Annotated in this window: 8 protein-coding genes; 3 read left to right on the forward strand and 5 right to left on the reverse strand. The window is 57.4% G+C overall.

What is annotated here, in order from left to right:
- Positions 1–135: 135 nt before the first annotated feature.
- Positions 136–3,582 carry a DUF6259 domain-containing protein gene (locus tag ABJK56_RS19510; protein WP_347246360.1) on the forward strand — a complete coding sequence of 1,149 codons (3,447 nt, stop codon included), beginning with the start codon at positions 136–138 and terminating at the stop codon, positions 3,580–3,582.
- A gap of 366 nt (positions 3,583–3,948) precedes the next feature.
- Here ABJK56_RS19510 and glgC read toward each other — a convergent pair whose 3' ends face one another.
- The 5 genes from glgC to ABJK56_RS19535 all read right to left on the reverse strand — a co-directional run bounded on the left by glgC (position 3,949) and on the right by ABJK56_RS19535 (position 10,635).
- Complete coding sequence (gene glgC / locus ABJK56_RS19515; protein WP_347246361.1) at positions 3,949–5,208, reverse strand: glucose-1-phosphate adenylyltransferase; 1,260 nt, start codon at positions 5,206–5,208, stop codon at positions 3,949–3,951.
- 404 nt (positions 5,209–5,612) lie between these two features.
- Positions 5,613–7,574 (reverse strand): asparagine synthase (glutamine-hydrolyzing), encoded by a 1,962-nt coding sequence (gene asnB / locus ABJK56_RS19520; protein WP_347246362.1) that lies wholly within the window; start codon positions 7,572–7,574, stop codon positions 5,613–5,615.
- Between the two features lies 1 nt (position 7,575).
- A complete protein-coding gene (locus tag ABJK56_RS19525; protein WP_347246363.1) occupies positions 7,576–8,742 on the reverse strand; it encodes a glycosyltransferase in 1,167 nt (388 codons plus the stop codon).
- A 160-nt stretch (positions 8,743–8,902) separates the two neighbouring features.
- Positions 8,903–10,093: a glycosyltransferase family 4 protein gene (locus ABJK56_RS19530; protein WP_347246364.1), complete on the reverse strand. Its 1,191-nt coding sequence runs from the start codon at positions 10,091–10,093 to the stop codon at positions 8,903–8,905.
- Positions 10,090–10,635, reverse strand: a complete 546-nt coding sequence (locus tag ABJK56_RS19535; RefSeq protein WP_347246365.1) for a phosphoribosyltransferase family protein — start codon at positions 10,633–10,635, stop codon at positions 10,090–10,092. The genes ABJK56_RS19530 and ABJK56_RS19535 overlap by 4 nt, the downstream gene beginning before the upstream one ends.
- A gap of 284 nt (positions 10,636–10,919) precedes the next feature.
- Here ABJK56_RS19535 and ABJK56_RS19540 point away from each other — a divergent pair, with 284 nt between their 5' ends.
- A complete protein-coding gene (locus ABJK56_RS19540) occupies positions 10,920–13,592 on the forward strand; it encodes a methyltransferase domain-containing protein (RefSeq protein ID WP_347246366.1) in 2,673 nt (890 codons plus the stop codon).
- A 156-nt stretch (positions 13,593–13,748) separates the two neighbouring features.
- Positions 13,749–15,428, forward strand: coding sequence for a prenyltransferase/squalene oxidase repeat-containing protein (locus tag ABJK56_RS19545; protein WP_347246367.1), 1,680 nt, complete (start codon positions 13,749–13,751; stop codon positions 15,426–15,428).
- The last annotated feature ends 185 nt before the right edge of the window (positions 15,429–15,613 follow it).

Raw genomic sequence — 15,613 nt, forward strand, 5'->3', positions numbered from 1 at the left:
CGCCGCGCTTGTGATAACTGAGCAACTTTCCAGACTGTAGCTTTCCCGAGCTAAACAAAACGCTATCATGGGGAACACACGCGACGGGGTGCATAGCCCCGCCCCCCTGTTTGAGCCCCCGTCAAGGAGTCCACCATGTCACAGCCACCAAAACGCGGTACGAGCTTTCCCAGTTTTTCAGCCCGCCCGAGGGCGAAGACCCGGTTCTGGGTTGTTCGCATCTGGACGGTGTTATGCTGGGTGGTCTTGCATCTGCTTGCCGGCTATTGGGCAAAAGATCTACTGGCCAGTGATCCAGTATTGCGGATCAAGAGACCGGCTTCAGATGGCCTGGTGATTGCCGAGGTCAATCTCACGCCCGCATTCCAGGCATGCGGTGTGACTCCCGGTGACTGGCGAGGATTGCGGGGGTACCTCGAGACGGGCACTCCCGTGCCGGTGCAATTCATTCCCGCTGTAGATTTCGACGCTCAATCGAATTTTGTCGGCACGCTCATTGTGAATCTGCCTCACGCCAATGTGCAGCGCATACGGTTTCGTTTTGAAAAACCCTCCGAGTTGGCGAGCGCTTGGGATGGTAGTGTGGCGGCTGGTAACGTCCGGATTCGGTGTGATCTGGAGCACCAAGCTGGATTCCCTGTGGAATTCGTCTTTTCCGAGTCGGGCACGACTTTCCGAGTTTCCCGCTGGGCCGACCGCGTCCACGATCGGCAGCTCGGAAGCTTCCTCCTCACCGCCGATCCCCATCCGGAAGTTACAAAACTTTCGGAGGGCCCGCTGTGTACCGTGATCAGGATCCGCGCCCGGTACGGAGCCAGCCAGGGAAATCCGCCGCCTGGCGAACCCTTCGCTGTTTACGACTGGCTCTACTTCCACGATCGGCCGTTGATTCTCGTGCAGGCTGTCGCCGTCCAAAACCCTGTTCACCCGTGGAACGAGCACCATTTCCTGGAGCTCCAATTCAACCAGAAAGAATTGCCCCGCTGGACGGTGGCCGATCCCATCGAAAACGGTTCTTTTGCGAACACCCAACAGAGCTATCGCGGCGCACAGTGGGGATTCCTCAGCAATGATAGCCATGCGCTGGGCATGTTGGCCGCTGGAACCGTGCTGATTTACGACGCGCCCGGTGACGATGGCAACTACATTCAGGCATGGGGAGATCGCGCGTGGCAAACGTGGGACACACCGCTGCTCAAAAAGTCGGCGCTCATCTGGTTGGGTCCCGCCAAAAAAGCCGTTTCAGAATTGGCCTCGTTCTCGCAAGCCTGGCCTCGCAGGGAAGAAGTAGTGGCCACAACATGGGAGCTCAGCGACCGTCTGGCAGAGCTTCGGGCGAAGTACCCAGAACTCCCCATCGCGGAACGTCAGCAGGTCTGGTGGCAACTCGCCGCTGAGGAGCTCGAAAAGCAGGGACAAGTCAAGGAAGCCCTGGTGGTCAGCAAAGGTGAAACTCCCTCGCGGTGGTCTGTTATTTCCGCCGGAGAGTTGGGACTCATTCTCGAGCGCACAGAAGACGGGCTGAAGGTACTGGGTCTTTATGACATTCCTCAGGGCCGCTTGCTGGCGTCCTCTGAAAGCGCGCCGCTATTCGAGCTCATCCTCCAGGACACCTTCCATCCCGACAATCCACCACGCCGTCTTCGAGCAGACAAGGGGTGGGAAGCCGTCACCATGGAGAGAAAGGACGTCATCACTTGCGTTTGGAAGTCCCCCTGTGAACTCCCTGGAGCGCCACTGGAACTCGCCGCCGTCATTAAACCCGACGCCGCGACCTCCTCCCTCATCTGGGAGTTTTCGACCCGCCGGGTTCCACCACCCTGGAGTGTTCGGCAAGTCATCTTTCCTCAGCTCGCGATAGCCGACCTGGGTCCCCAAGGGTGTGTCTTGTATCCGCAGGGATGTGGAATCGTCACACGAGATCCGTGGTCGCAAAACTTCCAGTATCAGGGACGTTATCCCAGCGGTTGGACCACCATGCAGTTCCTTGCGGCCTATGAGCCCAACTTAAAGACCGGTCTTTATGTAGGGCTGCACGATCCTTTCGCCAGCACCAAGGAATTAACCGTGGGGACCATTCCCGACGTACGACTTCTCCGACTAGCCTACGAGCATCCCGCGCCTAATATGGGTAAGCCGGAGAACGGCTTCACACTTTCGGGCCAGGCCGTGTGGCGGCTTCTCCGTGGGGACTGGTACGATGCTTCCCAGATATATCGAGACTGGGTCGTCCGCGAAGCCCGGTGGCATCCACAACTCGGTGCAAATGGCCGTGAAGACACCCCGTTGTGGATGCGCGAGCTACCGTTGTGGGCGCTCTACGGTGGGCCGACCGATCAGTGTGCCGAACAAACAATCCGCTTCGCCGAGTATTTTGGCGTTCCCTGTGGGGTCCATTGGTACAACTGGCACATGAATCCGTTCGACAACGATTATCCCCACTACTTTCCGACCAAGCCCGAGTTTCTCCCGGGAGTGGAAACTCTCCGCAAAGCGGGAGTTCATGTCATGCCCTATATCAACGGGCGCCTTTGGGACACCAGGGACAAGGGGCTGGAAGACTGGCAGTTCACCCAGCGGGCGCTTCCGGCAGCCACCAAAAATGAAAAAAACGAACCCTTTATCGAAACCTATGGAAGCAAGGAAAGTGACGGTTCATCGGTTCGACTTGCCGTGATGTGTCCCACCACCGAACTGTGGCAGAGTACTGTACGGGAGATCGTGCTCCGGCTTTTCCGTGAATTCAAAGTGGACGCCGTTTACATCGACCAGATCGCGGCCGCCGCTCCAACGCTGTGCTGCGATCCGACCCATGGTCATCCACTCGGGGGCGGCCATTGGTGGACCGAGGGATACTGGCAACTCCTCGACAAGATTCGGCGGGAAAAACCCGTCGATTGCATGCTCACCACCGAATGCAACGGCGAGCCGTATATCCGTTGGATGGACGGTTACCTCACGTGGCACTGGCAATACGACGGCCAGGTTCCTGCCTTTCCCGCCGTCTACGGGGGTGCGATTCAGATGTTCGGACGCTCCTACGGGGGCGGTCCTACCCGCGACCTGGCGCTTCGAATGCGAGCAGCCCAGCAACTCGTATTCGGTGAACAGTTGGGCTGGATCTCACCGACTGTCATCAATGAAAAAGAGAACGCAGAGTTTCTTAAGCAACTGGCGCAATTGAGATGGCTACTAAGGGAATATTTTTATGCCGGCCGGATGCTCAGGCCACCACAATCTGATCGACCGTTGCCCACTGTGAAGGCGGACTGGCAATGGGGCGGCATCCGGTGGGTCACCACGGATGCGGTTCTCACCGGATGCTGGTGGCAACCTGGCAAATGCCGAGCGGTTGTCATCGCGGTCAATGTGAGTGATCAGCCCGTGGAGACCACGTTGATCGCAGATCTCGCGCCTGCCTTTTCGTCAGACAGGTCCTTTCAAAGTAAGCCGGTCGGCACAACGCCTGCTGTCACCATGGAAGCCTCACCAACCGGCGTGCGAATCCCGATGACCATTCCTGCCCGGGTGGCCTGGGCCTGGGAAGTGACTTCCCCAGAGACCCCGCATCGCAGTCAATGATAATTGCCCGCGGCATGCTCACCCACATTCTGCCTCTCTTCCTGGGCTCCAAAATTGCCCTTGACCCCTGGAACTTTTTCTTGGTAACTTACGCCTGTTGATCATTTGGTGGGAGGTGTTATCTTCTGATGTGAAGGGTAGCCTGACGGGAAACTGACCACCAGTAAAGAAAAGGCGATCAGCAGGTGGCCAGTTTTCAATACAGGCAAGCCACGGAAGGCAGAATTCACATCGAGTCCCTGCTGGTTCGGCCAGGGAAGGCGTAACGGCGGGAAGCGGAAATACCTCCCATTTGCTCCCGGAACAGTCTTATGTCCTCCCCCCTGGGACGCTGCATTCCGGGGGCTTTTTCTTTGCGCTGATGTCTCACCAAGCGGCTTGCTCCCAGAGCTCGCCCGAGGTCTCCGCCTTGGCAATGACGGTCACGCCGTTCTCGGTAACCACAAAGCCGCGAGCACGATCTTTTTCCGGGTCGTAGCCGATTTCGGTTCCCTCAGGAATCCGCACCCGCTTATCGATGATGGCCCGACGGATGCGGCAATGTCGCCCGATTTCAACCCCTGCAAAAAGGATGGAGTCTTCCACCCAGGCATAGCTATTGATGCGGACGCGATGCCCCAGGATGGATCGAATCACAGTCCCGCCCGAGACGATCGTCCCATTACAGACAATGCTGTCAAGCGCCTGACCACGGCGCTGGGGATCAGCAAACACAAATTTCGGTGGTGGATAATTGGGCTGGTAGGTGCGGATCGGCCAGATCTCATCGTAGAGATTGAGCTCCGGTTCGACGGCCACCAGGTCCATGTTGGCTTCGTAGTAGCTGTCGAGGGTCCCCACGTCCCGCCAGTAAGCGTTCTTTTTGCGGTTTTCGTCCATGAAGGGATAGGCATACACGCGGTTCTCGTCGATGAGCGAGGGGATAACATCCCGACCAAAGTCGTGGGTGCTTCCACGCCGTGTGGCGTCCCGACACAGAACCTCGAAAAGGAATCTCGCCGGAAATACGTAAATCCCCATGGAAGCGTAGCAGAACTCGGGTTCTCCGGGGATCGGCTTAGGATGCTCCGGCTTTTCCTCGAAGCCGATCACCCGGTTGTCCCGGTCCACCTGGAGCACCCCGAAGCGACGGCTGGCCAGCTCACACCGTTCTTTGAGGACACCGATGGTGACATCGGCTCCCCGCTCGATGTGATAATCGACGAATTTACGATAGTCCATTTTGTAAATATGGTCACCGGCCAGAATGACGACGTATTCTGGCTGTTCTTTCTCGATGGCGTAGATATTCTGATACACAGCGTCCGCCGTGCCCTGATACCAGTTTTCGTCGATCCGCTGTTGGGGCGGCACAACATCGGCGAATTCGCCAAGTTCTCGACAAAAATATTTTTGCCAGCCCATATTGATATGGCGATCCAGACTCATCGCCTTGTACTGCGTCAAAATCAGGATTTTTCGCAGTCCGCTGTTGAGGCAATTCGACATCGTGAAATCAATGATTCGATAAGCTCCGCCGAAAGGCACGGCAGGCTTGGCGCGATCACGAGTCAGCGGATCGAGTCGCGAACCTCTTCCCCCGGCCAGGATAACCGTGACGATCTGGTCATTTCTCACGTAAGCCATCGTGTGCCCTCCCTGAATCGTCTTCCGGGGATTTACGGAACATCGGATGTTCGAGACAAAACAGTTTGCCAACACTGTTCTCGGACACAAAGCGTCCCAGGCTATGAACAGAAATCCTTTCCCGCTGGCAACGGGTTTTGTCTTTGAAAGCCTCTTGGCCAGAAATGCCAGTCCGTACTGACGATTTTCGATCTTCGCTGGCAATTCTCGATTTCCGGGTAACAACCTCAAAACAGCCGTTATCCCGCCAATCGCTCCAAAACCACAGCCTGGTGTGGAAGTTGAAACCGCGGTGAATCGCTTCACCCCGATCAACCACTCATTCCTGTAACTTGTCGCCTGGACATTATTTTAACGGGGAATCGCACACCTCGGCAGGCGTTGCCTACAGGACGTCAGGCCTGCTAGACCGCTCGACTCACCGGAGTCAACATGTTTCCCAAGTCAAGGAACTCTTCGGCATCGATCCAACGCCGAATCCACAGTTCGAGAAAAAGCAGCGCCCAGATGCGATAACTGTGGTTCCACCGCCCTTGCTGGTGCTCTTCGAGAAGCTTTTCAATGGCCTCCTGGCGGAAATACCCTCGCCGCATTGTCCGTGGATGGAGAAGAATCTCGCGGGCCAGTTGGGCCAGCGGCCCACGAAACCAGTGATCCAGCGGTACACCGAATCCCATCTTTCCCCGAGTCTGAATGGCCGGAGGGATGAGATCACGAAACGCCTCAATGAGAATGCGTTTACCCCGCCTGCCGCGCACTTTCCACGAGCCGGGTAGTTTTCCTGCATACTCCACGAGATGATGATCGAGGAATGGCGGCCGAGTCTCCAAACTGTGGGCCATGGCCGCAATGTCCACTTTGACCAGGAGGTCACACGGCAAATACGTGAACAGGTCGGCCAGACTGATGGCCGAAATCACGTCGCGACCAGCCACCCGCGCGAAGGTCTCCAAAAAGAATCTCTCGGGATGGGCCATCGCCAGACACTCTTGAAACTCTGGAGTGTACAGCGCCCAACGGCGGCAGTTATTGAAAATCGCGATCCATTCCAGATATCGTTCACCCACAGGGAGGTGGAGGCCCTCTGTGAAACGTCGCACCCGGCCCCAGAATGACTTCTGCCGCGACTGCGAGGCCCACCGCCATAAGCGCTCATGGAACACCCAACGCAGCCAGAACGGAAGCCCATGAATACCTTCTGCCAGCGCAATGGCCCAATACCGCGGATAACCACCGAAGAGTTCATCGCCTCCGTCTCCGGTCAGGGCAACTGTCACGTGCTGGCGGGTCATCTCCGCCACGTACCATGTGGGAATCGCAGAACTGTCGGCAAAGGGTTCGTCGTAATGCCAGACTAGTCGCGGGAGAATTTTCACCGCATCTGGCTCCACGCAGAATTCTCGGTGATCCGTGCCAAAACTCTCCGCTGCAATTCTGGCGTAACGTGTTTCATCGTACTCAGCCACCGGAAAGCCGATCGAAAAGGTCCGCACCCGCTCACCGGCCAGTCGTTGCATAAGCCCCACCACAATCGTGGAATCGATGCCCCCGGAGAGAAAGGCACCCAGGGGAACCTCGGCTTCCAACCGCAATTCCACCGATCGCCGGAGGAGTTCTCGTACCTGCTCAACGGCATCCTTCCAGTCGGGGCGTTCCTCTTGGGAGAAATCCGGCGTCCAGTAAGGTCGGACCGTCAACTGGCTATTCTCATAAACGGCAAGGTGCCCAGGCGGTAATTTTCGGATACCCCGATAAATGGTCCAGGGGTGCGGCACGTACTGATACAGCAAATATGCGTCGAGGGCTTCCGGATCGATTTCTCGGACAACACCGGGTACCTCCAGCAGAGCCTTCAGTTCACTAGCGAAAAGGAGACGATCGGCTTCGCACTGATAGACGAGCGGTTTTTCGCCCAATCGATCTCGTGCGAGTACAAGGCGCCGTCGGGGCTCATCCCACAGCGCCAGAGCAAACATGCCGTTGACATCGGCAAGAAAATCGAGCCCTTTTTCTTCATAAAGGTGCAAAAGGACCTCTGTATCCGAGCGAGTAGCAAAGCGGTGCCCTGACTGCTCAAGGTTCTTGCGGAGGCTCCGGAAATTGTAAATCTCCCCATTGAACACAACCCAAAGCGTCCCCTCCTCGTTGCTCATCGGCTGGTGCCCGCCCGAAAGATCAATGATGGAAAGCCGCCGATGCCCCAGAGCGACGCCACATGCGGGCTGATTTTCACCCGCCAGACGTTTCAGGTAAAAGCCTTCATCGTCCGGGCCGCGATGCCGCAAAACATGCATCATTCGCCCGAGATCTTCTTCACTGAGGGCTTTTCCTGCGTCGTACCAAACGGCTCCCGCTATTCCACACATGTCACAGCCGTATCTTGCTTAGCTCGGAGTGAGTGGCAGAAATCGCCCCGGCACCTGTTAAGGCTCGATAAAGCGCCTCGTAGGCCTCCACCATCTGTTCCACGGAAAAGTGCGTGGCGATCCTTTCCCGACCTGCCATTCCCAAACGGGAGGCCAGCTCGGGGTCCTCAAGTATTTTCTTCGTGTATTTGGCCATCCCAGCCCGAAATTGAAACCCTCGCGGCACCAGATATCCCGTCTCTCCGTGAACGACAAGATCCCGATTACCGGGAATGTCCGAAGCGACCACCGGGATCCCCAGGGCCATTGCCTCCATGAGAGAATTGGACTGACCTTCGTATCGACTCGTGTTCCAAAAGACATCAAGATGCGCCGTGATGCGCAGAGCATCGCGCCGATGGCCGAGAAAATGAACCCGATCGGTGATTTCCAGGTGCTCACAGTAGCGCTCCAGGGCGCGGCGCTCCGGGCCGTCTCCCACAATGAGAAGATGAACGTCGTCGCGAATGCGTTTCAGAAGGTCCTCCGCCCAAATCGCATCTCGAAGACTTTTTTGCGGCCACAACCGTCCGACCACTCCCACAAGCCGGGCATCTGCGGGCAGCTTCAACTCCAACAGGAGGGACTCTCGTGATCCGACTGGTCGTTCCGGAATGGCCATTCCGTTTGGAATGACGACAATTTTTTCTTGGGGAACTCCCCTGGACACATAGAAAGACGCCACACCCGAACTGTTCACCACGATGCGATCGGTCCACCGTGAGAGATACCGATCGAACACGAAATGCCACCAGCTTTTCCAAAGATCGACGCAGCGTTCGGACGTCAGGATGTGCGGTACTTTTGCCTGTTTGGCGGCGATTCGTCCATACACGTTGGCCGCAAAAAGCCACGTCTGAACGATCGTCGGTTTCACCTCTTCCAGCCAGCGACGCAGGCGAATGAGTGCCGAAAAGTCCACCTTGCCCCGTTTATTCACATAAAACACAGGCACCCCCGCGGCTTCCAATTCGGCTCGATAAGGACCATCCCGAGTGAGAACGGCCACGCGGACGTCCCAGCCACGGCGGCGGAGCTGGCAGACGAGCGTCGTCATCTGTTTTTCCGCGCCCGCCTGATCCAGCGTTGGTATGATATGGACGATTTTGTCTGTGCCGGATGCGCTCATTGCCGATTTCGGAAGTTCGTAACGCGGTTCTTCACACTCCGTTTGTTGCCATTCCCGCAGGCATGCCTGGGACAGCCGATTGATCGGGCATCTGAACCCGGAAAGTTATCGCAACCGGACTCCCCCTGATACCTTGCCGAAAAATGGGCGGTTCCTTTTATCATCCTATCTGCACATTTTTCATGAATTGGGTGTAGATCTGATCAAAAAGTTCCAGATGGCGGCGGACTGTTTCCTCCAGGGAGAAGTGCATCACTGCCACAAAACGGGCGCGCTGGGCCAAGCGCTCGGCCAACTCCCGGTTTTCGGCGAGGCGAGCGACCGCCCCCGCAAGCTCTTTCGGCGAATCAACTGGCACCAACAGTGCCGATTCGTCGTTTTGTACCAGAGCCCGATTGCCCGGAATATCGGTGGCCACAATCGGCAGTCCCGCCGCCATCGCTTCCAGCAGTGCCAGAGACATCCCCTCCCGATGGGATGGGAACACAAACAGATCTGCTGCCTGGAGGATTTCTCCCACATCATCAAAACTGCCGGTCAGCACAACCCGTGAATGAAGCTTAGCCGCCTCGATTTGGCGAAGGAGTTCGGTTTCCATGGGGCCCTCCCCCACCAGCCACAGCCGCAAGTTCGGGCATCGCTGGACCACCAGCTTCCATGCTTCGACTAATTCGCGCAATCCCTTGCCCAGATGAAGCCGTCCTACGAAGACGGCCAACTTTTCATCGGGCTGGAGATGAAACCGCGGATGCAACGCCGCAAGACTTTGACGGGCTTGGTAGCGACGCTCCGGTGTTCGCTCTGGAGGTATTTTCACCCCATGTGGTAGATAATGGATTTTTTGCGGTGGATAACCGGCCTGTAAGAGCTCTTCCTGGATTTCCCGACTGGGCGCGATCACCGCGTCCGCCCGGTAACAAATTCGGCGAATCCACATCCCTAAAACAGCCTGCTCCTGCCAAGCACAGTCCCCTGTGCTGCCACTTCCCTCCGCGATGAGCACCAGGGGACGACGGCCTTTCACAGCCCAGTGAGCCGCCACGGCGTCATGCTTCAAAAGAGACACGAAGACCAGGTCATAGGTCGATTGATGCCGGCGCAGCCAGCGCCGAAGCGCTGCCATATAGACGAGCGTGCCGACGAACCGTGCTCTGAATTGCGGAAGCCGAATCACGGGCACCTCACGATAAGTGAGTGAGCTCGGCCAGGAAGGTTCCCACCGTGCCGTGAGAAGTGTCGTGGATCGCCCCTGCCGTTGGGCTTCCACAGCAAATTCTCCCATAAATCGTTCCGCCCCACCGATCAGTGGCCAAAATCGCCGCGTCACACACACCAGCCGAGCAGCGATCACGTATGGTTCTCCCGAAAGTTGGCCATTTCTTCGGGGGTTAAAGAAGCGATATACGGAAGATTCCGGTAATATCCGCGGTAGTCCATCCCGTAACCCACCACGTACACATCGGGAATTTCAAAACCCACGAAATCGGGGGCCACGGGCACACGCTGCCGACCCTGCTTCTTTAACAGGACCGCAGAATGGACGGAACTCACATTGAATTCATCGAATTGAGGAATCAGTTCCCACAAGGTCTCACCCGTGTCATAAATGTCATCGATGATCAGCACGTGTCGCCCCTTGACCTCTGGCATAAGGGAATCGGCGTGAATAACAAGCTGTCCCGGCCGATCCTCCTCGGTGGCCATCTGCCGGGAAGAAATCATGGCCACTCCGTAGGGAATCGTCAGTCGCCGCATCAAATCCGCGAGGAATACGACACTTCCCAAAAGGACTCCCACGAGGGTGAGTTTCTTCCCCCGATAGCGATCCTCAATCTGCTGGGCAAGACGGTCAACGCCTTCCCGAAGCGTGTTCTCATCTAGTAGGACCTGCATGCGTACCTCCTTTGAAGCCTGCGAACAGTTTCAGCAGGTCTGCCGCTATTAACTCAACCAGACGGCAATAAATGCCCCGACACCAGCTTGGAGCGATTGACTTCCCGCATGTTAGCCGAGTTTTTGCCCCATTGGCAAGATCAGCCCAGATGATGGGCATGCACGTTCTGGCGTGTTCCAAAACCAAGCGGCGGAAGAAGCCACGTACCCACCTGCAGACGCAGTTCCAGCGGTATAATACCCGCGGACGCAAATCTCAAACTGTGATGAGGGAGGACCGAACCGTGAAAACGAGCAGACCGGAATGGACACGCGGCAACGTTTCTACCGAAAACGCGCTGCTGCCAAAAACCGTTTTGTTGATCGCCTCGGCGATTGCTACTTCGGGGATATTGCTTTGCCATCCCGCCCTCGTGGCCTCGGAGAGTGGTCCTCAAATTACTGAGAAAGTTCGGTGCGAACACCCCCGAATCTGGCTAACCCCCGAGGAATGGCGACGATTTCCTTCTCGCCGCGAAGAGGCCAGCTTTCCTGCCGAAGAATACGAAGACCTTCGGCGTTTTGCTTATTCCGAAGGTTTCAACCCCAATCTTTGGGTCACGCCGGACCAGGCCATCGCCACGCTCATGGTCTTTCTTCTGGACAAACAGGATCCCAAACTCCGCCCGCGCATTGACAGGTTCACCGACTACCTCTGTACAGCGGAAGGGGACTCGTGGACACGGCCCAGGATGCTCAAAGCGCTGGCGATAACCTACGACTGGCTCTATCCCATGCTGTCGCCGAAGGAGAAGGCCCGTCTCAGTCGGCGCATGCAGGATCTGGTGGCCGCCATGAAAAAGCAGTACCGCCACTCGGATTACAACAATCACGTGTATCTGGAATACGGTCCTCTGGTCTACGGAGCCCTGGCTCTGGCCCACGAAGAGGCATGGGCCGACGAACTGCTCGTGGAATGCGACCGAATGCTCAAGCAGCACTTCATTCCCACGTTAAACCAACTGGGCGGTGGCAAGCCTGGTCGGATAGGCGAGGGTGGCTGGCACGAAAGCATGAGCTATTTCAGTTTCTTTGCCTACGAACTCGCCCATCAAATGGAGGCCTGGCGGACGGCTACGGGTGAAGATCTGTTCGCGACGTGTCCCGGACTCGGGGGTGCCGGGCGGTGGCTCCTCTACTGCACTCGACCTTTCGACAATTCTTTCGCCCCGATCGCCGACATCGAAACCCCTGCCCGGTGGGGCCATCAGGAAACAGCCTACCTCTGGCTGCTGGCCCAGCGGTATCAGGATCCCTTTGCCCAATGGGTGGCCAATCATACTCCCCTGCGGTACCCCTTTCACATCTGGCCCAAGATTCTCTGGTTTGATCCCTCGATCCGTGAAGTGCAGCGGGAGAGCCTTCCCACGGGCTGTCTTTTCCCGGCTGTAGGCTGGGCCAGCTTCCGCAGCGACTGGGGTCCCGACGCCGTTTGGGGTGTGTTCGTGTCTGGTGATAGCTTCGCCGGTCACCAGCATGCCGATCAAAACAGTTTTGTGCTCGCTGCCGGGGAAGAACTTTTAGTGGACGCGGGCCAATATGGTGCAAAAGCCACAGAATTCCACAATACACTCTTGATCGGCGGTGGACAGCGCGTCCTGGGAAATGATCCGCGACAGTTTGTCGGTCCCACGGTTCCGGAAGGACCATTCGACACAGGCGACATCCTGGCGTTCCAAGAACATCCGCGATTCACGATGGTGGTGGGGGATGCCTCGAACGCTTATGGTCGTTTCGAGAAAGGCCGCCGAATCGATCCTCGACCCACGTTCATTCGGAGGCTCCTCTTCCTCAAACCCGACGTTCTGGTATTGGACGACTATGTGGTTCCCCCGACACCTGAAACCACTGTCTCGATCCTTTTCCATTTTCCCCAACCCCCCGCGATTGACGGTAACACCATTCGTTACGCCGGGAGCAAATCGGCACTGGAAATGCTCCGGATTTGGCCTCCGTCTCTTCCTGCCGAAGCCACCACCGTCAGCGAGGAAGTTGCTGGACAGCAAAAGCGGCGGAGTACCCGCGTGACCATTAGCTTGCCCAACCAAACTGCCCAGCGGAACCTCTGGGTCATGGCGGTGGGAAAGGCGGACCAGCCCCCGCATTTGAAAGACCGCGTCAACATCCTTTCAGCGACAGCGAGTAAGATTGCGCTCGCCATCCGGTCGGCGGAAGGGTCCACCGTTCGGCTCGATCTCCCTCTCCCGGACTGGAGTCAGGCCACCATTGCGTACACCGACGACCCAATCATTTCCGTTGATCGTCCGTGGCCCTTGGCTGCAGGGGTTCTGCCATTCACTTTAGAGGGCCTTGCCCTCATCGAGCGCTGGGACGGCGCGTATCACTCGGGCAACAGGCCACCCTGGGACACAGGTCGACCCTCCAGCGATCTTCGCCAGGCTATCGCAGAGAAGTGGCTTCACCCCGGCCAAGCCCTTGAACTGGGCTGTGGCACCGGCACGAACGCCATCTATCTGGCACAACAGGGTTTTGATGTGACGGCGATCGATTTGGCACCCACCGCCCTCGCCATCGCCCGCGACAAAGCCCAAAAGGCCGGCGTGAACGTCCGATGGCTGCTCGGCGACGTGCTCAATCCTCCGGCGTACTTGCCGAAGTTTGACTGTATCTACGATCGCGGGTGTTACCACGGCGTCCGCCGCACGGCCGCAGCCGAGTATCTCGCCACTCTTCGCCGTGTGACGAAACCCGGCAGCCGCGTGCTCATTCTGGCGGGCAATGCCAATGAACCGGGGACGGGTGGTCCACCCCGGGTGAGCGAAGAAGAAATTCGGGGAGATTTTTCTCAGGACTTCCACATCCTCAAACTGGAACCGACACGATTCGACACATCCAGCAGTGACCGGCAGGGGGCGTTGGCGTGGACCATCCTGCTCGAGCGCAAAGCCACTCCATGACAGAGCCTGCGAAGCAAGGGATGGCCCCAACCCAACAACCACCGCCCTTTCGTTGACACGATCTCCAGCGACCGGTAGCATTCAAATTGTGGCGACCGAACTGATCAAGAGGTGTGGCTTCTTGACGGTCTCAGGGCTCAATAAGGATCTTCGCACGTGTCCACAAACAGTGGTCTGGCTAATGGCCGCACGCTGGATTTCCCGTTGCGGGTAAGGGCCGGGGGCTGTGTGCCGGTCAGTGCGATTCTTATCGTGCTTGGACTGATTGCGGGAAACCCGGCGATGGGGCAGCTTTCCCCCGACAGCCCTCTGGTGCGGCAAGCTGTAGAACGCGGGCTGGCTTTTCTGGAAAAGCCCGATTCCCACTACAGCGGAATGCAGATCGGGGCCTGGGCCCTCAATGGTCTGGCCATGATCAAGGCCCATCGCCCGGCTAATCATCCCGTGATTCTCGAAGCAGCGCGAGAAATCAGTCAGCGGATTCCCCAGAGTGGCCAACCGCAGGATTTCGACATCGGAACCTGGGACATTTACAGCACAGGGCTGTCGCTCATCTTCCTGTGCACCTATGATCCGCAGAGTTACCGGCGGGAAATTCAGGCCATCATGGATTACCTATTGTATCGGCAGAAACCGCACGGGGGCTGGGGTTATCCCCCCGGACACACACATGCTGCCACGGGCGATACATCTCAAACGCAATATGCCGTGCTTGGCTTGTGGGAAGCAATCCAGGCCGGCTTTGCCGTCCCCTCCGAACCGCTCAACCGGGTTGCTTTGTGGTTGATGCGAACGCAGGATCCCAGCGGTGGTTACGGCTACCAGGGTCAGGTGGCCCCGGGTCCGCAGCTTATCCCGCAAAATAGCGTTCGCATCGGTATGGCCGTAGCGGGGGTCGGAAGTGCCTACGTCCTGGCTTCCCTTTTAGACAGACAGCGCGTTTCCACTCCCGAGACCGACCTGCCCCCTGCCCTGCAACGAATCGACAATGCGCGAGCCAGCGGCCGACTCCGATTGTCGATCGATCCGGTCGCTCTCCGTGCCTGTCTCCAACGCGGCAATGCTTACATCTCCAACAACTTCAAAATTCCGTCGGGAATGTACAACTACTATTACCTTTACACTCTGGAGCGCTATTTCACCTTTCGTGAACTTGTTGACGGGCCGGGAAGCACCATTCCAGGCTGGTATGAGGCCGGCGCCGATTACATCCTCAAGACCCAAAACTCTGATGGAAGCTGGAATCACCAATGCGGCCCTGTACCCGATACAGCGTTTGCCATCCTCTTTCTGGTGCGATCCACGAAACAGAGCATCGAACGGGTGCGGGATTTCGGACCCGGTGTTCTCGTCGGTGCTCGGGGACTCCCCAAAGAGACCGACAACGCCATTATCAAAAACGGGCAGGTGGTCGCTCTGCCGCTGCGGACCACGCCGGAGGATCTGATTGCCATTTTGAACTCCGGCGAGAAATCGCAGGTCCTGGGCGTCATTGAGGCCCTGGAGAACCTGCCCCCTCAACAGGTCCGACTGCTTGTTTCCGACCAGGAGGAGCAATTTCGGCGACTCGCCGCCAGTGATCGGCCGGAAGCTAAAGTCGCCGCCCTCACAGCACTGGGACGAAGTGGAGATGTCCGCAATGCCCCTGTGCTCATTTTCGCGCTCAACGATCCCAATCCGGAGGTCGTCCTGGCCGCCGACAGAGCCCTCCGGCGGCTCAGCCGCCGGTTGGAAGGCGGCCTGCCTCCAAATTTTAGCGAAACAGAACGGCAGGCGGCTCTGGAGAAATGGAAAGCCTGGTACCGTCAAATCGACCCAACTGCCAGCTTCGACTAATTGATTTCGAAGAAGTGTACGTCACGCTCGGATGGTGAAATAAAAGCAAATGCCCAATTGTGAAACAGAGTGGAAACGAAAAGGAGGAATCGAGCCTCTTCCCTTGGAACTAGTTGTCTCAAAAACTCCCCCAACGGTTTTTCGCCTGAGAGGCAGAGCTCAGATTTACCCATGAAATACGAAAA

Origin of the sequence: Thermogutta sp. (assembly GCF_039793925.1) — a bacterium.
Classification (GTDB): Bacteria; Planctomycetota; Planctomycetia; order Pirellulales; family Thermoguttaceae; genus Thermogutta.